Here is a 19,569-nt window from a genome sequence, read left to right as displayed (position 1 = left end):
CGCTGTGCATCAGCTGTGCGGTGCGCGGCTGGAGGAGCCCGGCGCCGTTCTGCAGGTGCGCGATCATGAAGCGCGCCATGTCCTCCCCAGTGGAGGACAGGCTGCCGGCCGGCGCGGGCCCGACGAACTCGAATCCGATCGGCTCCTCCTGCCCTGGCGCGTAGCCCAGCGACATGAGCGGCCGAAGGTTGGCGGGCAGCGGCTGGCGCATCGACGAGCGCGTCATTTGCAGCGGCGCGAAGATGTTGCGCTCGACGTAGGTGTCGAACGGCTGGCCGGAGACCCGCTGGACGATGTAGCCCGCCAGCGAAGTCGCATAGTTCGAGTAGGCCGGAGTAGTCCCCGGCGCATAGACGCGGTGCGGCACCCACCGTTTCAGCAGCTCCTCGTAGCCAAGAGCCTTCTTCGGGTCGGTGACGATGATGTCCTTGACCTGCTCCTCGAAGCCGGCCGTGTGCGTCATGATGTTGCGGAGCGTAACCGGCCTGCCTTCGTAGGCAGGTATCGTGAAATCCAGATACCGGTTCACGTCCGTGTCGAGGTTGAGCTTGCCCCGCTCGACCTGCTGCATGACTGCAGTCCAGGTGAAGAGCTTGGAGATCGACCCGGGACGGAACAGGGTCGTCCTGGGATCGACTCTCCGGCCCTTTGCCACGTCCGCGAAGCCGTAGCCGCGCTGGGTCACGATCTGGCCGTCCCTGACAACCACCACCACCGCGCCGGGAATGTCGCCGCGCGCGAGAGCGTAGGGCAGAAAGCCGTCCAACCATCCGTTCACGTCTGCCGCTGTCAGCTGAGTGCCCTGAACTTGGCCCGGTGCGACCTCGCCTCGCGACTGCACCGCCTCGGCAGGTGAGAGCGGGCTCGCCGTTGTCGAGCTGAGCGGCCTTGCCGGTTGAGCGGGGAGAGGCGACGCTATCGTTCCGAGCACGATCATGAGTGACAGAAGGGCTTTGCGCATCATCGGTTTTATCCCATCTTCCCCGCCGTCGCTGCCAGCGTCGAAGACGCGAGCTATTCGCCGAAGCAGGCCGCTTGCGTCCTAGCGAGGCGATAATGCGTCTGGCCCGATAATTGTCAAATGAGCTTTGGTGTGAATGCGGGAAAGTTCAGTTCTCCCGCAGCCCCGTACAGCCGTGCCCGCGGGTGGCCGGTCCGCCGCCTGGTTCTCAGCCGAGCCGATCGAGACGCATTCTATGGCGGTCATCGGTGATCAGAAACACGGCCGCGGCGACTGCCATCAAGGTTCCGAATGCAGTCGCGCCTGCGATCACGAACATGATCAGGATCTGGTACTTCACCGCATCGACCGGCGCGACGCCGGCCAGGATCTGGCCGGTCATCATGCCGGGCAATGACACTATCCCGATCGCCGCCATGGTGTTGATGGTTGGGATGAGTCCGCTGCGGATCGCATCCCTGGTGACCGGCAGCAGGGCAGTCCAGCGCGAAGCGCCAAGCGCCAGTTGCGCTTCGATCGCCGCGCGCTGCCGGACGGCGCCGTTGGTCAGCACATCCAGGCCGAGGCTGATCCCCGTCAGCGTGTTACCAAGGATCATGCCCAGCAGCGGCAGCGCATAGCGGGGATGGTACCACGGGTCTGCAGCGATCGGGCCGACAAGCGTCAGTGCAGTAAGCGATCCCGCCGCGGTCAGCGCGCATAGCGTCCCCAGCCCGAAGCTCCATCCGCCGATGAGTTTGCGGCTCTGGCGGGCAGCGATTTCCCGCCCGGCGAAGAGCACCATCACCGCCGCGGCCAATCCGGTCCAGAACGGGGAAACGGCCCTGAACAGGAGCGTAAGCACGAATCCGGCCAGGCTCAGCTGCGCCACCATGCGCAGAGCCGCAACGATCAGCTGTCGCTCGACGCCCAGCCGCAAGCGCAGGGAGAGCGCTCCGTTGATCAGGATCAGCGCGGCGGGCGCGAGCAGGTCGGAGTAGGACAGCGCCGTGTAGTTCACCGTTCCGTCGCCTCGACTGTCGCGCTGCAAAGAACCAGGTGTCGCCCGCCGAACCGCTCGGCTTGAGCGCTGTTGTGGGTCGCGAGCAGTATTGCCAGGCCGTGCTCCATCCGATCCTGGAGGATGGCTTCGACCGCCCGGGTGGCTGCCGCATCGAGCGCCGAGGTCGGCTCGTCCAGCAGCAGCACTTCCGGTTCGATGGCAAGCGCGCGCAGCAGCGCCAGGCGCTGCCGCTCGCCCGTGGACAGGCTGGCAACGACGCGCGCTCCATGGTCGGCGGAAAGTCCGAGGGCTCCAAGCATCGGCAGGAGCGAGGGCCAGGTTGGGTAATGGGGCGCCACGGTATCGCACCACCAGCCCGGTTCCGCCGACACATAGCATATGCGGCGGCGCCACTGAGGCGCGGCGATAGCCTCGCGCGCAACGCCGTCCAGGACGATCTCTCCAGAAGCGGGATCGAGGTCGGCGATCGCCCGCAGCAAGCGCGTCTTGCCCGATCCTGAAGCTCCCCGAATGATCAGACACTCGCCGCCGCGAACCGCTAGGTTCACGCGCAGATCGCGCACCAGCAGATCCCTTACTTGCAGTCCGCGGCGTGGTGCCAGGGGAACGATCGGACCGGCTTCAGAACCGCGCACGCAAGGTGCCCACAAGACGGTCCTTGAAGAAGGCCCCGAGCTCGCTCCGGTCGTTGCCGAACCAGCGCAGGTCCGCGGTCAGCTGGTCGGAGATTTTGTAACTGGCGCCGGCATTGTAGCTGACGTAATTCGGTGAGGCGACGCGCCGGCGGACGCCGAGGCCGGCCGACGCGGAGAAGCCTCGTCCGAGTCCGTAAGTGCCGGAGCCCTCAAGGTAGTGGGAACGGCGGGTAGTTCCGAGCTCATCCGGGCTGAAGAAGTAGTTCAGCCGTCCGCTGAACGGACCGGACGTTCGCGAAAGGCCGCCGATCAGCTCGAGCGCGGTTGCATCCACTCCGTTGCTTGGGTCCAGCAAGGTCTTGACCACAACGGTCGCCGCAACGTCGAGCCCTGCCAGCCCGAAGCGGTAGCCGCCGGAGATCCCGGCTTCGCCATCCGATGTCGGGGAGGTCACGTTTTTGGCGTAAACGCTCAACAGCGCCGGCCCCAGCTGAAGTTCCGGGCGCACCAACAGCTGGGGCCCCTCAGTCTGCGCAATCCCTTTCGAATAACCGCGGGTGGCCACGCTGAGCTCGATCGCTGGATCGGGCGGGGGGAGGTCGAACATGGTTGGACTCCTCTCTCCTGACGGCCGTGCAGTGCCTCACCTTTTGGATAGATGCCACTGCTCTCGGGCGCGGCATGAGTGCAGGCGGGCCGGTGCGCCTGCCCGATCGGTTGAGTTCCCGACCCGCGGGCGGCAGAAGCGGCTTCCCCATCCGCTTATTCGACGTGCGGGAGGCCCGTCCTGCATGTCCTTGAGAGCGGTCCATCGATACCTCAGTCTCGCCGTGCTCGCCATCTGGCTGGTGCAAGCAATCACGGGCACCCTGAGCGTGTTCCGCTGGGAGCTCGACGACACTTCCATCAGGGCCGCGACGGTACCCACCGACTGGACCGCTCTAGGTACTCGCATCGACGGGCTTGCCGCGCGCGCCGAGACGGAGGTCTCATCGGTCTGGACCTCCGGAACAGGCGCCGGCCGGTTCGATGTCTACCAAGCGGTGGGCGGCGAGGACCGCGTCGTGCGGCTCGATGGGCAGGGGCGCATGCTGCGGGAGCGGAACGGCGACCAGTCCACCGGCGAGGGCGCGACCTGGGACACGCTGACCTCCATTCATACCTCGCTGCTTGCCGGTGAGCGGGGCAAATGGCTGATCGGCATCAGCGGCATCCTTCTGCTGACCAACATCCTTCTCGGGCTGAAGCTCGCCTGGCCGAAGAGTGGGACGTGGCGCAAGACGCTGTTCGCCAAGCCGGTCGGGGGCGGTCGCGCCAAGCTTTACGGCTGGCACCGCAAGGTCGGGCTGTGGCTCGCGGTGCCCGCTCTGCTGGCGGTCGGCAGCGGCATTCTGCTCGTGTTCGAGCATGGCTTGAAATCGCGACTGGACGCCGCCGTTCCGGACCCGCCGCTTCCCGCCAGCACCGCTGAAGGTCAGCCCGTCGGCTTCGCCCAGGCCGTGGGTGCAGCGTTGCGCGCCTTTCCCGGATCGACCTTCGCCGGCGTGTCGCTGCCGGACGAAGACGCGCCGTGGTACCGGGTGCGAGTGCGCAGCGCCGGGGAAGTCACGCGCAAGTGGGGCGCCAGCGTGGTCTATGTCGCGGCGGCAGACGGGCGCGTGCTGTCGACGCACGATGCCGCAACCGCCTCCTTCGGGCGTCAGCTGGTCGTAACGCTGTATCCGCTCCATACCGGGCAGATCGGCGGCTGGCCCGGCCGAGTGCTGGCGTTGTCCGTGGGGCTGGCACTCGTCGCCGCCATCGTCCTCGGGCTCGCGCTGTGGCTCGCGCGCCGCCGGGCTACAGGGCGAAGTTCAAGCGCACGCCTGCAACCAGCGCATTCCCCAGCGACGGGTCCCAGCCGGGATTGATCACATATTGGACGTCCGGCTGGATCGTCAGCCACTCCGCGACCGCGCGCGCATAGGTCAGCTCGATCACCGTCTCATGCTTGTCGGCCCCCGCAGGAGCCGCAGCCCGGCGCGCTGGGTTGCCAAGCCGGGCGCGGGCGAGGGCCAGGCCCCAGCGGCCATTCTCCGGACCGAAGGCGAGGCCGCCGCCGGTATACAGGCCGATAGTGTTGACGTGGGACGCGGCAGTGCCGACCCGCACCCAGCCGTCGAGGGGCTGGCTCGCGACCGTGCCGAGCCGGCCCTCCAACTGGGCATAAGCACCGCGGTTGCCGCGGCGGCGCACTGTGGCGCCATCCGCCGCCAGTTCGATGCGGTCGAACTTATCGCTGTACTGCCAGCCGCCGACCTGCAGCTCGACGCCTTCCGTCAGCTTCACGTCGGCTTCGGCCACGGCGAGCAGGCCGGTCGCACCCGGGAGGCGTAGGGCGTTCCGGCGCGGGTCGCCCCGCCGTCCGGCGACGGCATCGAACAAGCCGATGCGAGCGGACCAGCCGGCCTCCTGCCAGCCGGCCACCACTGCGCCCGAGGTGATCGGGAAGATGGAGGGCCCCTGCAGTCCGCTCTGGGAAAAGTCGGGGCCGATCCCATGCGACGAGTTCAGGAACAACGCGCCGACGGTCTGCACGTCGAAGTCGCCGTTGAGGTCGACCAGTCCGGCCTTGATCCGCCCCTTGGCCGCGACGGGCAGTTCGAGCCAGGCTTCGAACAAGCGCACGGCATCGGGCGCGTCGATGTTGCTGTGGACCTGGGCGTCGCCGATCAGGTCGCCGCTGAGCGAGCGGCCATGGACCCACTGGAGGCTTGCGTGAGCCGACGCACCGTCCACCAGCACGGGGGACAGGTCGGCGTCCCCGGTAAGCTCCAGCAGGCCCATCTGCCGGAAACCTTCCTTGATACCGCCATCGACGTTGAAGAAGCTGTCGCTGGTGTAGCCGACCCCAAGCGTGATTGGCGGCTTGGTCTCGGCAAGCGCGGGGGTGGCAGAGCAGGCGAGCAGAAGGGCCGTGAGGGCATTGGCCTTCATGTGGCAAGCCGGTCCGCGTTGAAGCGCTGCATCCAGCTGGCGAGCCCGGTTCCCGCGAACCCGGCGACGATGTCCTCCAGCACTTCCGGCCGCTCGTCCTGCGCCAGCTTGAACCGCGCATCGACCTCGACGATCGTCGCACGAAAGCCGATCACCTGCGCTTTCAGCCGCTCGTAGCGTTCGCCCATCTCGGCCGTGGTCCACGGCTCCCGCCGTCCGCTCTCCATCTTCTCGACCAGCTGCTGGATGGCTTCGCCGTTGAGCTCCTCGTCGAACGCCACGTCGGCGACGATCCGGGCGAAGGCGTAGTTCCAGGTTGGCGCCCAATCCTTGGTCGTGGTGACGAGCTCCGGCGACACGTAGCCGTGCGGTCCGACGAACAGAAAGCAACCGCGCGGGTCGGCGCGGAGGACGTCCACCTGTGGATTGCGGCGGGCGAAGTGGCCGAGCAGCGTCGCCGGACGTCCGGACGCATCGGTTTCGACGAGCATCGGCAGGGGCGTGGTGACGAAGCCCTCGCCGCTGATGACGAAGGCAAGCGGATGAGCTTCGATCAGCTCGACGACGTCGCGGTCGCTCCACCCGCGCCCGGCAGGCTGCCCCGTCACCGCGCGAGGACCTTGGACAGCCAGCTCGCGGCATCGTCGATCGCGCGGTCGGCAAGCGGCGAAACGCTGACGGCCTCCAGGAAGCTGTGGGTGGCGCCGGGATAGCTGCCGACGGTGGTCGGCACACCCGCGGCCTGCAGCCGACGCGCCATCTCCTGGTTCTCGTCGGCCAGGATGTCGCACTCGGCCACGCAGAGGAAGGTCGGCGGAAGGCCGGTGAGATCGGCCAGCAACGGGCGGGCCAGCGGGTTGAACCGCTCGCCCGAGGGGACATAGGCCTCCCAGAACTCGTCCATCTCGCCCGGCGTCAAGGTGTAGGAGGGTCCGCCGTAGCGATCATGCGACGACCGCCGTTCGCAATCGAACGCGCCGTAATTGAGCAGGGCGGCATCGAGCACCGGCTCGCCAGCGTCGCGGAGGGCCAAGTTGGCGGCGACCGCCAGATTGGCTCCCGCCGAGTCGCCGCCGATCGCGAGGGCGGCCGGAGCAAGCAGGCCGGAGTCCAGCTCCCACCGGACCCAGCGAACCACGTCGACCGCTTCGAGCACCGGGTGCGGGAAGCGGGCTTCGGGTGCCAGGCTATAATCGACACCGATCACGTTGACCCGGGCGCGGGCCGCATATTCGCGCATCAGCCGGTCGTGAGTGTCGACGCTGAACAGCATCCAGCCGCCGCCATGGATGTAGATCAGCGCGGGCAGCCGTGGATCGCTCGTCGGCCGATAGATGCGAACAGCGACCTGCCGCTCTCCGGCGCGTAGGTCGCGGACATCGGCCATCTCCGGCCCGCCCTTCGCCCAGGGCCGACGCACCAGCTCCGCCACTCGCCGGCGTTCATGGATGTCCGGCGTACCGCCGTCCGACAAGCGGTGGTAATCCGCGGCGACTCGTTGCTGGAACTGGCGGACGCCGGGCTCAAGGTCGTCCAGTTGGCCCCGCTCGCCCCCGCCATGCATAATCAGGCATCTCCAGTGCGCATGTTCCGAGCAGACGTGTGCATGTGATTGGAGTCCCAACCGTTACCTCGCTTGTGCCTGCGGGCCAGTTTCCATCCGCCTTGGGCATCGCGCTCGCCAGCGTTTGCCCTTGCGATTGCTCTTGGTTTGCTTAAGCTCTTAGATCGACAATCCTGCGGCAGCTGTCGCGAGTGGGCCAATGAAGCATTTTATCGATTCCGACGATCCGTGTTGCCCGGTCATCGGCCTGGAAGACGAATATGCGCCCGGCTTCACGGACGAAGAGCACAGCCACGGGCGGGCCCAGCTGCTCTATGCCTCGTCGGGCGTGATGTCGGTGGTGGTGGACTCCGCCAGCTTCGTCATTCCGCCGCAGCGCGCCTTGTGGATCCCGGCAGGCGTTGCGCATGAAGTGGGCTGCCGCGGGCACGTGTCGCTGCGGACCCTATACTTCGATCGCAGCGTACGCGACTTCGGCGAGGGTCACTGCCGGGTGATCGAGGTATCGGACTTCCTCAAGGCCTTGATCGTGGAGGTCGCGCACTTCGGCGCCAAGTACGACATGGAAGCGCGCGAGGGCCGCATCATCCGCCTGCTGCAGGAGGAGATCGCCGCCATGCCCAACGCGCCCTACCATGTGCCGATGCCGCGCGACGTCCGTCTGCTCCGAGTTTGCCGCGCAGTCCTCGACGATCCCTCCGATCAGCGCGACTTGGACGAACTGGCCAAGGTCGCGGGCATGGGCCGGCGGACCTTTACCCGGCTGTTCAAGCAGGAAACCGGCATGGGCGTTGCCATGTGGCGCCAGCAGGTGCGGCTGATGGAAGCGCTATCGCTGCTGGCCAGCGGCAGCCCGGTCACCACGGTGGCCTTCGACGTCGGCTACGAGAGTCCGAGCGCCTTCACGGCCATGTTCCACCGCGCCTTCGGAGTGCCCCCAAGCCAGTACCGCGTGCGCTAGCTAGCGACCGCGGCGGCGCGCGTCGTCGAGGCCCTTCAGCCAATCGGCTGCATTGGTCGGGCCGGTGACGAAGCTGTCGGTATGCTCGGCGATGAAGCGGCGGATGGTGACAAAGAAATTGGCTCCAGAAGGCGTCTTCAACGCCTCGTACGCCGCGGTGAGCGCGGCTTCCTTGTCCGGCGGGATGTCGGCGGGCTGGATCAGCATGAAATCCCAGTCCGCGCCATCGCGGTGAACGTACAGCTGCCGCGGCGGCAGACCGGCGCGGCGGTTGGCTTCGTCGAACAGGGCGATCAGGCGCATGAACGCTTCGTGCTGGCCGGGCGCAATGCGGTAGATCTCCACCAGCAATTTCTGCGGGGCCGGTGCCGCGGGCGGCGGGGCGGGCTGCTGCGCCAGCGCCGCAACGGGCGTGAGTAGCAGGGCAGCTGCGACTAGGATCGACTTCATGAAAACTGCTCCTTTGGGGGCACTAGTGGTCAGGGTGGAAGGGATCGGGCGGCGCCGGGAACTCGCTTGCGGCGATGGCAGGTGCATCCTCGCCGCGGAACCAAGGCTCCGGCAGGCGGCGGCGGACCGGCCAGAGCTGGTCGAGGCTGTCACCGTCGTAGAGCCGCCCGCCCTGCATCACCTGCGCGACCGACAGGCTGTTGCGGATGTCGGTGCGCGGATCGCGCGCCAGAATAACAAGGTCCGCGAACTTGCCGGGCTCCAGGCTGCCGAACTCGCCCGAGCGCCCGATCGCCTCGGCCGAGCCCATGGTGGCGGAATGCAGCGCCTCAGCCGGCGTCATGCCGCCCATAACCAGCGCCTCCATTTCCCAGTGGGTACCCAGGCCGGGCATCTCGCCATGCGCCCCGGTGGCGATGAGTCCGCCGGCCCGCTTCACCCGCGCCGCGTCGGCAGCGACTTGCGGGAACCGATACTCGCCCAGGTGCCGCCACGCCCGCTGCCTGGTCTTCACGGTCACGACCGACCGCGGGGCGAAGCGGTTGAGCTTCGGGTCCTCCGACGGACGGTCGCGGACGATGAAATAATCCTGCCCCTCGTAGCCACCGTTCCCGATCTGCAGGGTGAGCGTGTAGCTGGCACGCGAGCGCGCCAGCAGCTGCACGAAGTCCCGGCCCAGCGGCGGCGCGGGCAAGGCATGTTCGTGACCCGGGTAGCCATCGATGATCTGGCTGAGGCCGAGCTTGAGCGACAGGGCGCCCTCGCTCGTGGGCAGCATGCCAAGCTCCCGCGCCGCCTGCACGATCCATTGCCGGACCCGGCGGTTGCCCACGCGGTATTGCTTGAGGTTACGAGTGCCATAGCGGTCGTGATAACGACGCAACACCGCGCGCACCTCCTCCAGGCTCTTGAATTGATTGAACGAGAAGAGCGCCGGACCAGTCGAAGGCATGCGCGAGCCCAGCATCAAGCCGGCGTTGATCGCGTCTTCGTAAGCGAGCGTATCGATGCTGAGTGTTGACGGATCGAAGGCGGTCGTGACCCCGTAGGCGAGGTTCGCCCGAGGGCCCCAGCTTTCGAAGTCGAGCACGCCGCGGCGAAGGTCGGCGTAGTGGTGGTGGCTATCGATCAGGCCGGGAATGATGAAGCTCCCGGCCACGTCCCGGATCGCAGTATTGGGTGGGACCGCGACGCTGCCTGCCGGTCCGAGTGCCGCAATGCGATCGTCAATGACGAACAGGTCGGCGTTGGGGATCGTCTCGCCGCCGCGCATGGTAAGGAGGGTCGCCCCGCGCAGCAGCAGCGCGCCGCTGGGAACGGCGCGGGGTAGGAAGACCCGCGCTTCGCGGCCGATGACGCCTGGCTTGGCTGCGTCGCGGAGGTCCTCACGGCCCTGAAACAGGACGGAGGCAAGTGGGCGGCTGAACAGGGTGGAGCCGACCGCCCAATGAACGACCGAGCCGTCACGGCTCCATTCGAAGAAGTCGGCACCTTCGTCCGTCAGCTTGCGGTGCTGGACCTTCGGATTGCCGAGGTCGATCTCGGCCACCCCGTTAGGCGGCAGCTCAATCAGATGCAGCTGCTGGGCGATCTGCGCCAACGCCCAGCGCCCATCGGGGCTGATCCGCAGGTCGTCGGCCGTACCTGGCGTATCGGTGAAGTACCAGCCAGGTCCGCTCACTTTGAGCATGGCCTGCCGCGGACCGCCGTTCAGGGGAACGCGGGCGAGGCCGTCGGCGAAGTGGAGGTAGGTGGCACCCGGCTCGCTCGTGAAATGCGGGCGTCCGCCCATCATCCCCGTCGCCAGCGTCCGCTCTGCCCTGCCGCGAAGGCCAAGCTCGACCAGGCTCGCCTGGCGGTGCGCGCCATACTCCATGTAGCTGCCCATGCGGAACCGGGTGCTCGAGCGCACCGCCAGGATCGCTCGGCCGTCCGGAGTAAACACGGGGAATGTGTAGTAGCCGGGCGTTCGGCTGATCTGGCGGGGGGGCCCGCCGCCTGCGGGAACCGACCAGACATGCCCGTCGGCGCGTGCGGTCCAGCTCACATAGGCTAGCGTCCGCCCGTCGGCCGACCAGCTCGGCATAAAGGCGCGCTGACTGGGTGGCGTAACGAGACGCGTCCCGCCAGAGCCGGTCAGGGACGTGACATAGACGCGGCCCAAGGCCGAGAATGCCACGTGCCGTCCATCGGGCGAAGGCACGGGGTGCTGGATTATGCGGGCGCGTACCGGACCTTCGTCCTGTTTGATCTCCCTGCGCAGGTTCGGCCCGAGGTCGATCGCGACCTCGGCCGCGAAGGGCAGGGGACTGACGGTGCCCGTGGCCACATCGACCCGATGCAGCTTGGCGCCCCGGGTGAAGACCACGGAGCGGCCGTCGGGCGTGAAGTCGAACCGGGGCAGGAGGTCGAGCCAGCTCGACGCCTGCGCCTGGTCGTGCTGGACGGGAAAGGCGAGCCAGCGGTCGCGGCCGCTCCCGAGGTCCAGCAGGCGCAGCCCCGTCTGCCCCTCATGGCGGCTGCCGTAGGCGAGGGTGCGGCCGTCCGGCGACAGCACCGGGCGGAAGAAGCTGCCCTGGACCAGGTCGCTGCGATAGCTCGGCGGGGCCGACACCAGCACCGTCTCCTCGCCACTATCGAGTTCGCGGCGGACGATCGTCCAGGCGGCAAGCTCGTCGCTCAGCCGGCCTTCGGCGCGGGCGAAGAGGATCGCTCGTCCGTCCGGCGTTGGCCAACCGCCAAGGCTGCTCCGGGAGCTTCCCTGCGCGTTTGCCGGCACGAGCAATCGGCCCGCGCCCGTGCCGGTGAACGGGTGCACCCACAGCTCGTAAGCCGAGGCTGCGGGGACGAAGCGCGACGCGTAGATCGACTTGCCGTCCGGCGACCAAGCCGGCGACACCCAGATGTCGTCCTCCCCAGTGGTCACGCGCCTGGCGTTCGTGCCGTCTGAGTCTGCTACCCACAGGCTTTCGGCACCGCTGCGGTCGCTGACAAAGGCGATGCGCCGGCCATCGGGCGAAAAGACCGGTTGCGTGTCCACCGCCAAACCGGAGGTCAGGCGGCGCGCGTCGCCGCCGCGAATAGGCAGGCTGTACAGGTCGCCCAGGATGTCGGTGATCAGCCGGCTGCCGTCCGGCGAAACATCCACCGGCGTCCAGGTCGCGCTATCGGTCCGGAACTCGATCCGCCGTCCGGGGCTAAGCGGCAGGCCGTTGGTTGCAGGCGCCGCGAGCAACGGCTCGGCCCCCGCAAGCGATGCGAACAAGAGCAACCCGGCCACTCTCAACGGTACGCCGGCGGCCACGGATCGTCCTTGTTGATGGGCGCATAGCGACGGCTGAGCTGCTGTTCCCGGGTCAGGGTCGAGATGGGCCGGCCGCCGCGGATCATGTGGCTGGGGGCGCTGCCCGGCTCAAGCGGGTCACCATCCCAGATCGCGATGTCCGCGACCTTGCCGGGCTCCAGGCTGCCGGTCGTTCCTTCGGCGCCCCAGATCTGCGCGGGTGCAAGCGTCAGGCTGCGGATGGCGGCGGCATACGGCAAGCCGGCGGCAACGGCGAGCCCGGCGGCCATGCGTGAGCTGACCCCGACATTGTAGTTCATGTCGATCCCGTGGGCGGACGGGATGATCGCAACGGTCACTCCGGCGCGGTGAAGGATTGCAGCATTGTCCGCCCGGGCGCCGAGCTCGTCATAGCTGAGCGGCAGGTTGGCGCCGGGATCGACGAGCACCGGGATACGCGCCACGACGAGTTCGCGGGCCACCCGCCAGGCTTCGGCCCCCCCGACCAGCACGACCCGCAAGCGCAGCTCGCGGGCAAGGCGGATGGCCTCGCGGATGTCGGACTCGCGGTGCGTCTGGATGGCTAGGATCATGTTCCCGGCCGCGACCGGCCGCAACGCCTCCAGATCGTAGCGGCCGAGCAGGCGTTCGTCGGGCGGGAGCTCGCCGCGCGAACCTAGTTGCCCGGCTTCGGTCAGCGCGCGCCGGAGCAGGGTCCATTGCGCGGCGCGCGAACCGCCCGCGGCGAAGCTGGCCGAGCCGCCGATCCGCACGAACATCGCGGCCCGGGGCCTCACTACGATGCTGCCGCCACCGAGCCGGAGCAGCGCCGACTGGCCGAGAAAAGGCGAGTTCGGCGTGCCGTTCGGAAAGGACATGGCCCACAGCACGCCGTCACTCCGCGCCTGCTCGACCAGCAGGCTGTTGGAGTTCATCGCGGGAGCGACGTCGAACGCCGGTCCAAGCTTGCCCGAACTGACGGCTTCGTCGGTCGTGTCCTCCGCGCCCGCCACCTCCACCAATCCGACCTGGGTTGCGCCGGCGAACAGTCCGGGCGTGACGTTGCGGCCGCCGGCGTCGAGCACCGTCAAGCCCGCCGGCGGGGCCGTACCTGCCTGGACGGAAGCGATCCGGCCGCCCCGCACGACGATCGTGGCATCTTCGACCGGTCCTGCACCGCTGCCCGTCCAGGCGCGAGCATGGACGACGGCAAGGTCCTGAGCGCTGCCCACGCTTGGAGCGGCGAGCGCCAGAACCAGAGCTCCAAGGCGGGGCAGCAGGCGGGTCAGCGGGGCTGCCCCGATGGGCGCCCGACGAAGAAGTCGGAGCTGGGCTGCCGGCGCGGGTCGGAGCGGTCGAACGCCACGGCGCCGTCGATCAGCACCATATCCGCCTTGGTGTAGACGCTGAAAGGATCGCCGCTCCACAACACCAGATCGGCATTGCGGCCGGGCGCCAGCGTGCCGATCCGGTCGCCAAGGCCAAGCACCTTTGCCGGATTGGACGTCAGCCAACGGATCGCGCGTTCAGGCGGGATGGAGACGCCCGCGCGACGACCCGCGGCCATAGCCTTGGCGGCTTCGACGTTGAGCCGCTGCCCCATTAGAGGCGAATCCGAATGCATGGCGACGCAGGCGCCGGCGGCGTCCATGAAGGCGGCGTTGGCGCGGATCGCGTCGGCCGCTTCGGTCTTGAAGCCCCACCAGTCCGCCCACAGCACCGCACAGGTGCCGTTCTCCACGAACAGCTGCGGGATCTTGTAGGCCTCCGTCGCATGGTGGACCGCGGTGATCCGGAAGCCGAACTCGGCCCCCAGGTTCATCATGGTGGCGATGTCGTCGGCGCGGTAGCAATGGACGTGCACCGGAAACCGGCCGGTCAGCACGCCGTCGATCGTCTCCGCGTCGATCGGCCCGCCCGGACCGCGCTTCCCATGCTTCTCGGAGCGCGTGCGGGTGAACAGTGCGCGCAGGATCTCGATCTCGCCCATTCGGCTGTTGGGCGCGCGGCCCTTGCTGCCGAAGAAGCTGCGCGGATTGTCGCCGCAGCTGAGCTTCACGCCTTGCGCCGCGCCCGGGAACTTCATGGCGGCGACCGTGCTGGCGGGCACCGGCTTGAGCACCACCGAACGCCCCCCGATCAGCGGAATGGAGCCGGGCAGGGTCTGCAAGGTGGTGACGCCGCTTTCGAGCGCCCGGAAGAAGCTCGGGTCCTGGACGTTGATGCTGTGCTCGACCCACGCGCCGGCGGCTATCGGGCTGCTGGTTTCACTCACGTCCGAATATTCCGAATCGTTCGCAGTGAGCGGCGCGACGAAGGTCCCGTTATGGCTGTGCACGTCGATAATGCCGGGAGTGATCCACCGGCCGCGCGCGTCCACCACCTGCACACCCGCAGGCGTCGGCGGGGTTCCACCACTTACCGCGGCGATCTTGCCGTCCCTGACCAGGACGGAGCCGTCGAGCTTGCCCCCGGCGCCATCGAGCACCCGGACATTGACGATCAGCAGGTCGGAACGGGGCAGCGGCCGGTAGCGGCTCGACCACGCCTTATGCGCGGCATCGTCGAAATGGCGGCCGACCTCAGGAGGTGGTGGGCCGCGGCGCTGAGCAGCGGCTGCGGCAATTGGCAGATTGGCCAGGAGCAGGAGCGAAACAGAAGCAGCGCAAACTCGTCCCAGCACTCGAACTCCACTCCTCCAACCGGCGGTCAGAACCTCTTGATCAGGGTTCCGATCACCTGCCGTCCCGCGCCGTAAGTACAGCCGCCCGGCCCCGAGCAACGCGCCACATAGGTCTTGTCGAAGATGTTGGACCCGTTGATGGCGAAGCGCCAGCCCGGCAGATCGTAGTGCACGGTGGCGTCAAACAGGGTGGCCCGTTCCCCGTAGTACACAACGGGATTGAACGGTCCGGGGAGCGAGCCTGCGCTGCGACTGGTGTAGCGTCCGCCCGCACCGAAGCCGAACCCAGCCAGAGTGCCGCGCGGGATGGTGTAGTCGAAGAACACGCTGGCCTTGTGCTTGGGCGTGGTCGGCAGGTCCGCGCCGACTTCCGCGGCCGTGCTGCTCTCGGTCACCTCCGACTTGTTGTAGCTATAGGAGCCATTGACCGACAGCTGCTCGCGGAAGCGCGCAACCAGCTCGAGCTCGCCGCCCCAGACTTCGACCTCGCCGACCTGAGTGCCGAAGACGGGCGTGATCGCCGGAAGCGTTTGCACCACATCCTTTTGCCTGATCTTGAACAACGCGGCAGTCGCGAACAGGCGAACGCCAGGACCCAGATTGCGGCCGTTATACTTGATGCCGCCTTCGATCTGCCGGCCGGAGCTGGGGCGGAAGGCCTCGCCGGTCACCGAGTTCGTTCCAAGTACCGGCTCGAACGAGGTCGCATAGCCGATGTAGGGCGCGAACCCGTTGTCGAACACGTAATTGGCGCCCACCCGGTAGGTGAACTCGTCCTGCTTGCTATAGGTCGGATTGGTCGCAGGTGCCCCAGGGTTATCGTTACGCAGGTTCACCCGGTCGTAACGCCCGTTCAGGGTCACGAAGAAGTTGCCCAGGCCGATATGGTCTTGGGCGTAGAAGCCGACCTGCTTCAGCCGAAGGTCGCTGAAGGTGAAAGGATAGCCGGGCTCGCGCAGCGCGGGCGCCAGGGGCACGTTTTCGGGATCGAAGAGGTCGATCCGGTTGCCAAAGATGAAGCCGAACGCGCTTTCGTTGTCGACGTTGCGGTAGTCGAGGCCGACCAACAGGTCGTGCTCCAGCGCTCCGGTCGCGACCTTGGCATGGAGCCGGTTGTCGATTGTGAAGGCGCGGACGTCCTCGGCATAGCTGAAGTTGAACTGCTGAACCGTCCGGAAGTCGTCGGGCACGCTGTCGAAATCATCGTCGACCAGGCCGCCGCCGCCGTAGACCCCGGTCGGAGTGCGCTCGCGGTAGCGGCTCCAGCGCGCGTTCGAGCGGAAGGTAAGCGCGTCGGTGAACTCATGCGCCAGGTCGAAACCCATGCCGCGTTGGCGCCGCCGATAAAGGTTCTCGGGATCACCGAGGTTAGTGTCGCGATCGACCTCGCCAAGCGGGTTCGGAAGCAGCGTGCCGAACACCGGAAGGAAGCCGTTGGTGTCGCCCCGGACCCGATCCCGCTGGTAGTGGAACAGGCCGGTAAGCCGGGTCGCGTCACCGATCTTGATCGTTGCCGAAGGCGCCAGCAGGAGGCGGCGAGCCGATACGCCGTCGCGCTCCGCCTCGCGGTCGAGGCCGAGCCCGGTGAAGCGCAGGCTGACCGCGTCGGTAACCGGACCCGTGATCGTGCCCGCAAGCGACTTGTAGTCGTCCTGCCCGAACTTGGCCTGGATCTCTGAATTGAACACGTTGGAAGGGCGGCGGCTGGTCTCGTTGTAGATGCCCCCTGGCGGCGCGCTGCCGTAGAGGACCGAAGCCGGGCCTTTAAGCAGCTCGAGCGACTCAAAGGCATACAGGTCGAGGCCGGTCGAGAAGATGGTGGTCGAAACCGGTGCGGCCAACCCGTCGATGTACTGCCGCGGGGTGAAGCCACGCACGGTGAAGAAGTCGAAGCGCAGGTCGGGCCCGTAGTTCTCCCCGAACACGCCGGCGGTGTAGCGAACCGCCTGCTGCGCATCGACGAAGTTCAACAGGTCGATCTGGTCGCGGGTGACCACCGATACCGACTGCGGCGTTTCGATCAGCGGTATGTCCGACTTGTTCGCGAACGCCTCGCCAGGGACGAAGCGGCGAGCGGTCACGATGATTTCGCCTTCTTCCGTCCGAACCGTCTCGATCTGCGAGTCGGTGCCCTCGGGACTGCCGGTGTCGCTATTCTCACCTGTGGGCGTTTCCGCAGCGTCGGGCTGAGCCGGCTGGTCGGTGGTCTGCGCCTCCGCGGGACTGGCGAGCCCCGCGAGTAGCGCCGCCCCGGCGAGTAGCCCTATCCGGTAGGGGCGTATTGCGGCTGCCGTTCCCCTCGCGCTGCCCTGCATGTCCAACTCCTCCCTGCCCAAACCAGACTACCGCAGACTTCCCCGGCGCATCTTTGCGGAGGGTCGATATCCGTTGCGGACGGGCCACGCCATGGCAGGTTGAATCGCAAGTCCGCTGGGAGCATCACCACCCCCGACGGCAGGCAAGGGCAAGACTGCAAACCGCTTCTACCGGCAGCAAGTCTGGCGTAACCGCTCGTGAGCGCGTGGCCGCGGTAGAACGGCTGTGGCTGTCGCTGGAGTTGAAATTCGGTCCCAATGAACACCGCCCTCAGTCCGGAGATCGCGCAACGGTTGCGCGACCTTCTGCTCGTTCTCGATCTTCTCGGCACCTTCGTATTCGCGATCAGCGGCGCCATGCTCGGCGTGCAGCGGAGCCTCGACCTATTCGGCGTGCTGGTCCTGTCGTTCGCCGCATCCGTTGCAGGCGGCATCGGGCGAGACCTGCTGATTGGTTCAGTCCCGCCCGCCGCCATCGGCGATTGGCGCTACTTCGCCGCCGCAATGGCCGCGGGCCTGACCATCTTCTTCTGGCACTCCCCAGCAACCCGCTGGCGCGTGCCCATTCTGATCTTCGATGCCGGCGGGTTGGCGCTGTTCGCGGTATCCGGCGCGCAGAAGGCTCTGGCGTTCGGGGCTACGCCGTTAATGGCGGCCCTGCTCGGCATGCTCACGGGCATCGGCGGCGGGATCGCCCGGGACCTGCTGGTCGCGCGAACGCCGGCTGTGCTGCGCGGCGAACTCTATGCGGTAGCCGCGCTGAGTGGCGCGACCGTAGTCGTAATCGGCGACCTCTTGAGCTGGCCGGTCATCCCGGCCGCGATCGCTGCAGCTGGCACCTGCTTCGGCCTCCGGTTGCTTGCAATTAGGCGGGGGTGGAGCTTGCCGGTGGCCCAGCCCGAGCCCCGCGACAAGGAACATGGCGCCGACTGACATCCCGCGGTGCCACCTCTCCCAGCGCAGGCAAACGGACCGGCGTATGGTCGCCTTCAGCGAGGCTTTCGGGCGGTCATTGCCCAGGCAACCGCAAGCAGGGGAGCGGACAAGGCCGCCCACGACAGGCCGTCGCGCCAGCCTTCGCCGGTCAGCGCGAGCACCAATCCGGCGAGACTCAGTAGCGCGATGAAGGTTGGCAGTCCAAAGGTGGAGCGGCTCATTCGGTGGGGCTCGGCACCAAGGTCGCCCGTCCGCCGCTGGTAACCTCCCGCACGCGCGCGGCCAGTGGGGCGCGGCGGCGGCCGAGCCACAAGTAGATCCCCGAACCAAGCACCACCAGGGTGGAGCAGGTCAGCGTCGCCCACAGAAGCTTCAGCGGCAGCCCGCCGTAGTCGCCGAAGTGCAGCGGTTGGCTGAGCTGCAACGCCTTCATCGTGAGCGGCATCGGCCGCACGTCGGTGAGCTCGCCAGTCGCGCCGTCGATCAGCGCTGGCGTCAGCAGCCGCTGGGTGAACGGTGTCGCGCCCTGGAAAAAGACCGCATAGTGACCCGGCGTGCTGAAGGCTCCGCCGGGAAAGGCGACGAACTGCGGATTGTTGCCCGGCAGCGCTCGGCGGGCCGAGGCCATGGCCTTGTCCAGCGAGCCGTACCGCTGCGGCGGCAGCGCGCTTACCCCCTCCTTGCTGCCGGTCATCTCTGCCGCGGCGTCCGCCCGCCAACTGTCAATTAGCGGGGTCGCGAGGGCGTTGATGAAGCCGGTCACCCCGACCACAGTCATCCAGGCCAAGGCGGTGATCCCCAGCAGATTGTGCCAGTCCAGCCACTTCGTCCGACGGCTGCGCTCGGCCCGCAGGGTGCCGAAGTCGAGCTTTCGCATGAACGGCGCGTAGAGCACGGTGCCCGACACAAGGGCGGCAACGAACAGGACGCCCATGAAGCCGAGGAACAGCATTCCAGGCAAGCCCAGGAACATATCGGTATGGAGCTGGAGAAGGACGTCCATGAACCCTTCTTCACCGGGCGGCGCGACCATCCGGCCGGTGATCCGGTCAAACAACAGCAAGGTCATGTCGGCTTCGGCGGCGTCCGGCGCCGGCCCGGTCGTGACCGTCAGCAGCGGGCTCCCATTGTCGAAGGCCATGTAGAGCGGCACCTCGACCGGCCGCTCCGCCAGCGCCCGCTGGAGCATGGCGTCGAGCGGCAGCAGCCCCGGCGAGTCCGACGAGGATGCGGGGCCCTGGAGTGGCGGCGGTCCGCCGGTCAGCCGGTCGATCTCGTCATGAAAGATCAGCGGCAGGCCGGTTACGCACAGCATGAACAGGAACGCCGTGCACACGAGGCTCGTCCACTTGTGGATCAGGTACCAGGTGCGGACTGCCGAAGTCGTCATGGACCGCCGTCTAGCCGCTATTGCGACGCATTCGCAAGGGTGCTGCACCGACATGGCTTGTATGTGCGCAACGAAGGCAGAGCGCGGGAGTTGATCACGCAGGTTTGTAACGACCCCGGGAGCAGAACGATGATGCAAGACAAGCCATTGGGCAAGAAGATGGCCAAGTACGCCGCGGTGGGCGCGTTGATCGGCATCCCCATGCCGTTCATCGGACCGATCATCGGTGCCGCGGCCGGTGCCGGCTACGCTTACTACAAGAACAACAAGCGCACGGGCGGGACCAGCGCCCGCTACTAAGTCGAGCGTGCCGGGCCCGGCGCCGGTTAAGCGTTGCCGTTTGGCCTACATCTCTTTAGCGGAGCGCAGCTTCGTTAGGGAAAGGTCACGCTCATCCTCGATCCCCAGCTTT

At 67.5% G+C, this 19,569-nt stretch carries 18 protein-coding genes; 4 read left to right on the top strand and 14 right to left on the bottom strand.

From position 1 onward, the window contains the following. From QZX62_RS04895 to QZX62_RS04880, 4 genes are all read right to left on the bottom strand, one after another. Positions 1–778 (bottom strand): serine hydrolase domain-containing protein (locus QZX62_RS04895; RefSeq protein WP_366926181.1); only part of this gene is annotated, 778 nt, incomplete at its 3' end. Positions 779–1,169: 391 nt separating this feature from the next. Beyond that, the gene (gene fetB / locus QZX62_RS04890; protein WP_294172597.1) at positions 1,170–1,961 is read right to left on the bottom strand and encodes an iron export ABC transporter permease subunit FetB; all 792 of its coding nucleotides are present in this window, start codon (positions 1,959–1,961) and stop codon (positions 1,170–1,172) included. Then, a complete protein-coding gene (locus QZX62_RS04885) occupies positions 1,958–2,527 on the bottom strand; it encodes an ATP-binding cassette domain-containing protein (protein ID WP_294172596.1) in 570 nt (189 codons plus the stop codon). The genes fetB and QZX62_RS04885 overlap by 4 nt, the downstream gene beginning before the upstream one ends. Before the next feature lie 58 nt (positions 2,528–2,585). Then, the gene (locus tag QZX62_RS04880) at positions 2,586–3,206 is read right to left on the bottom strand and encodes a TorF family putative porin (RefSeq protein ID WP_294172594.1); all 621 of its coding nucleotides are present in this window, start codon (positions 3,204–3,206) and stop codon (positions 2,586–2,588) included. Between the two features lie 184 nt (positions 3,207–3,390). Between QZX62_RS04880 and QZX62_RS04875 the strand changes: the two genes are divergently transcribed. Continuing rightward, complete coding sequence (locus QZX62_RS04875; protein WP_294172593.1) at positions 3,391–4,509, top strand: PepSY domain-containing protein; 1,119 nt, start codon at positions 3,391–3,393, stop codon at positions 4,507–4,509. Here the strand turns inward: QZX62_RS04875 and QZX62_RS04870 are convergent. From QZX62_RS04870 to QZX62_RS04860, 3 genes are read right to left on the bottom strand one after another with little or no spacing between them, the layout of a single operon-like run. Further along, on the bottom strand, positions 4,439–5,575 hold the full coding sequence (locus QZX62_RS04870; protein ID WP_294172591.1) for a carbohydrate porin: 1,137 nt from the start codon (positions 5,573–5,575) through the stop codon (positions 4,439–4,441). The genes QZX62_RS04875 and QZX62_RS04870 overlap by 71 nt on opposite strands. Beyond that, positions 5,572–6,183 (bottom strand): FMN-binding negative transcriptional regulator, encoded by a 612-nt coding sequence (locus QZX62_RS04865; protein WP_294172590.1) that lies wholly within the window; start codon positions 6,181–6,183, stop codon positions 5,572–5,574. Before QZX62_RS04865 ends, QZX62_RS04870 begins: the two co-directional genes overlap by 4 nt. After that, entirely contained in the window at positions 6,180–7,139 is a 960-nt protein-coding gene (locus QZX62_RS04860) for an alpha/beta hydrolase fold domain-containing protein (protein ID WP_294172588.1), read from the bottom strand. Before QZX62_RS04860 ends, QZX62_RS04865 begins: the two co-directional genes overlap by 4 nt. A 199-nt stretch (positions 7,140–7,338) precedes the next feature. On the opposite strand from QZX62_RS04860, the gene QZX62_RS04855 reads away from it, so the two are divergent. After that, complete coding sequence (locus QZX62_RS04855) at positions 7,339–8,100, top strand: helix-turn-helix transcriptional regulator (RefSeq protein ID WP_294172587.1); 762 nt, start codon at positions 7,339–7,341, stop codon at positions 8,098–8,100. Here QZX62_RS04855 and QZX62_RS04850 read toward each other — a convergent pair whose 3' ends face one another. Genes QZX62_RS04850 through QZX62_RS04830 form a run of 5 tightly spaced genes read right to left on the bottom strand, consistent with a single transcriptional unit; the run spans position 8,101 to position 16,831 of the window. Continuing rightward, the gene (locus QZX62_RS04850; protein ID WP_294172585.1) at positions 8,101–8,550 is read right to left on the bottom strand and encodes a hypothetical protein; all 450 of its coding nucleotides are present in this window, start codon (positions 8,548–8,550) and stop codon (positions 8,101–8,103) included. A 22-nt stretch (positions 8,551–8,572) separates the two neighbouring features. After that, a complete protein-coding gene (locus QZX62_RS04845; RefSeq protein ID WP_294172583.1) occupies positions 8,573–11,854 on the bottom strand; it encodes an amidohydrolase family protein in 3,282 nt (1,093 codons plus the stop codon). Continuing rightward, complete coding sequence (locus QZX62_RS04840; protein ID WP_294172582.1) at positions 11,833–13,065, bottom strand: amidohydrolase family protein; 1,233 nt, start codon at positions 13,063–13,065, stop codon at positions 11,833–11,835. The genes QZX62_RS04845 and QZX62_RS04840 overlap by 22 nt, the downstream gene beginning before the upstream one ends. Positions 13,066–13,118: 53 nt before the next feature. Continuing rightward, entirely contained in the window at positions 13,119–14,516 is a 1,398-nt protein-coding gene (locus QZX62_RS04835) for an amidohydrolase family protein (protein ID WP_294172581.1), read from the bottom strand. A 26-nt stretch (positions 14,517–14,542) separates the two neighbouring features. Next, on the bottom strand, positions 14,543–16,831 hold the full coding sequence (locus QZX62_RS04830) for a TonB-dependent siderophore receptor (RefSeq protein ID WP_294172579.1): 2,289 nt from the start codon (positions 16,829–16,831) through the stop codon (positions 14,543–14,545). Positions 16,832–17,089: 258 nt separating this feature from the next. On the opposite strand from QZX62_RS04830, the gene QZX62_RS04825 reads away from it, so the two are divergent. Beyond that, positions 17,090–17,764, top strand: coding sequence for a trimeric intracellular cation channel family protein (locus tag QZX62_RS04825; RefSeq protein WP_294172577.1), 675 nt, complete (start codon positions 17,090–17,092; stop codon positions 17,762–17,764). Positions 17,765–17,820: 56 nt separating this feature from the next. Here the strand turns inward: QZX62_RS04825 and QZX62_RS04820 are convergent, their stop codons facing one another. Continuing rightward, entirely contained in the window at positions 17,821–17,988 is a 168-nt protein-coding gene (locus QZX62_RS04820) for a hypothetical protein (protein WP_294172575.1), read from the bottom strand. Beyond that, complete coding sequence (locus QZX62_RS04815) at positions 17,985–19,157, bottom strand: PepSY domain-containing protein (protein WP_294172573.1); 1,173 nt, start codon at positions 19,155–19,157, stop codon at positions 17,985–17,987. Before QZX62_RS04815 ends, QZX62_RS04820 begins: the two co-directional genes overlap by 4 nt. A 129-nt stretch (positions 19,158–19,286) precedes the next feature. On the opposite strand from QZX62_RS04815, the gene QZX62_RS04810 reads away from it, so the two are divergent. Next, on the top strand, positions 19,287–19,457 hold the full coding sequence (locus QZX62_RS04810) for a hypothetical protein (protein ID WP_294172571.1): 171 nt from the start codon (positions 19,287–19,289) through the stop codon (positions 19,455–19,457). Positions 19,458–19,569 lie beyond the last annotated feature (112 nt).

It is taken from the genome of uncultured Sphingomonas sp. (assembly GCF_902806265.1).
Classification (GTDB): domain Bacteria; phylum Pseudomonadota; class Alphaproteobacteria; order Sphingomonadales; family Sphingomonadaceae; genus Sphingomicrobium.
The sequence above is the reverse complement of the archived record's forward strand: the minus strand, read 5'-3'. Positions and strand labels throughout refer to the sequence as shown.

What these genes read in the sequence shown, in the direction of transcription:
- QZX62_RS04880 (WP_294172594.1), bottom strand. Translation starts at nt 3,206, where the DNA reads ATGTTCGACCTCCCCCCGCCCGATCCAGCGATCGAGCTCAGCGTGGCC.
- QZX62_RS04875 (WP_294172593.1), top strand. Translation starts at nt 3,391, where the DNA reads ATGTCCTTGAGAGCGGTCCATCGATACCTCAGTCTCGCCGTGCTCGCC.
- QZX62_RS04870 (WP_294172591.1), bottom strand. Translation starts at nt 5,575, where the DNA reads ATGAAGGCCAATGCCCTCACGGCCCTTCTGCTCGCCTGCTCTGCCACC.
- QZX62_RS04860 (WP_294172588.1), bottom strand. Translation starts at nt 7,139, where the DNA reads ATGCATGGCGGGGGCGAGCGGGGCCAACTGGACGACCTTGAGCCCGGC.
- QZX62_RS04855 (WP_294172587.1), top strand. Translation starts at nt 7,339, where the DNA reads ATGAAGCATTTTATCGATTCCGACGATCCGTGTTGCCCGGTCATCGGC.
- QZX62_RS04850 (WP_294172585.1), bottom strand. Translation starts at nt 8,550, where the DNA reads ATGAAGTCGATCCTAGTCGCAGCTGCCCTGCTACTCACGCCCGTTGCG.
- QZX62_RS04830 (WP_294172579.1), bottom strand. Translation starts at nt 16,831, where the DNA reads ATGCAGGGCAGCGCGAGGGGAACGGCAGCCGCAATACGCCCCTACCGG.
- QZX62_RS04825 (WP_294172577.1), top strand. Translation starts at nt 17,090, where the DNA reads ATGAACACCGCCCTCAGTCCGGAGATCGCGCAACGGTTGCGCGACCTT.
- QZX62_RS04820 (WP_294172575.1), bottom strand. Translation starts at nt 17,988, where the DNA reads ATGAGCCGCTCCACCTTTGGACTGCCAACCTTCATCGCGCTACTGAGT.
- QZX62_RS04815 (WP_294172573.1), bottom strand. Translation starts at nt 19,157, where the DNA reads ATGACGACTTCGGCAGTCCGCACCTGGTACCTGATCCACAAGTGGACG.
- QZX62_RS04810 (WP_294172571.1), top strand. Translation starts at nt 19,287, where the DNA reads ATGATGCAAGACAAGCCATTGGGCAAGAAGATGGCCAAGTACGCCGCG.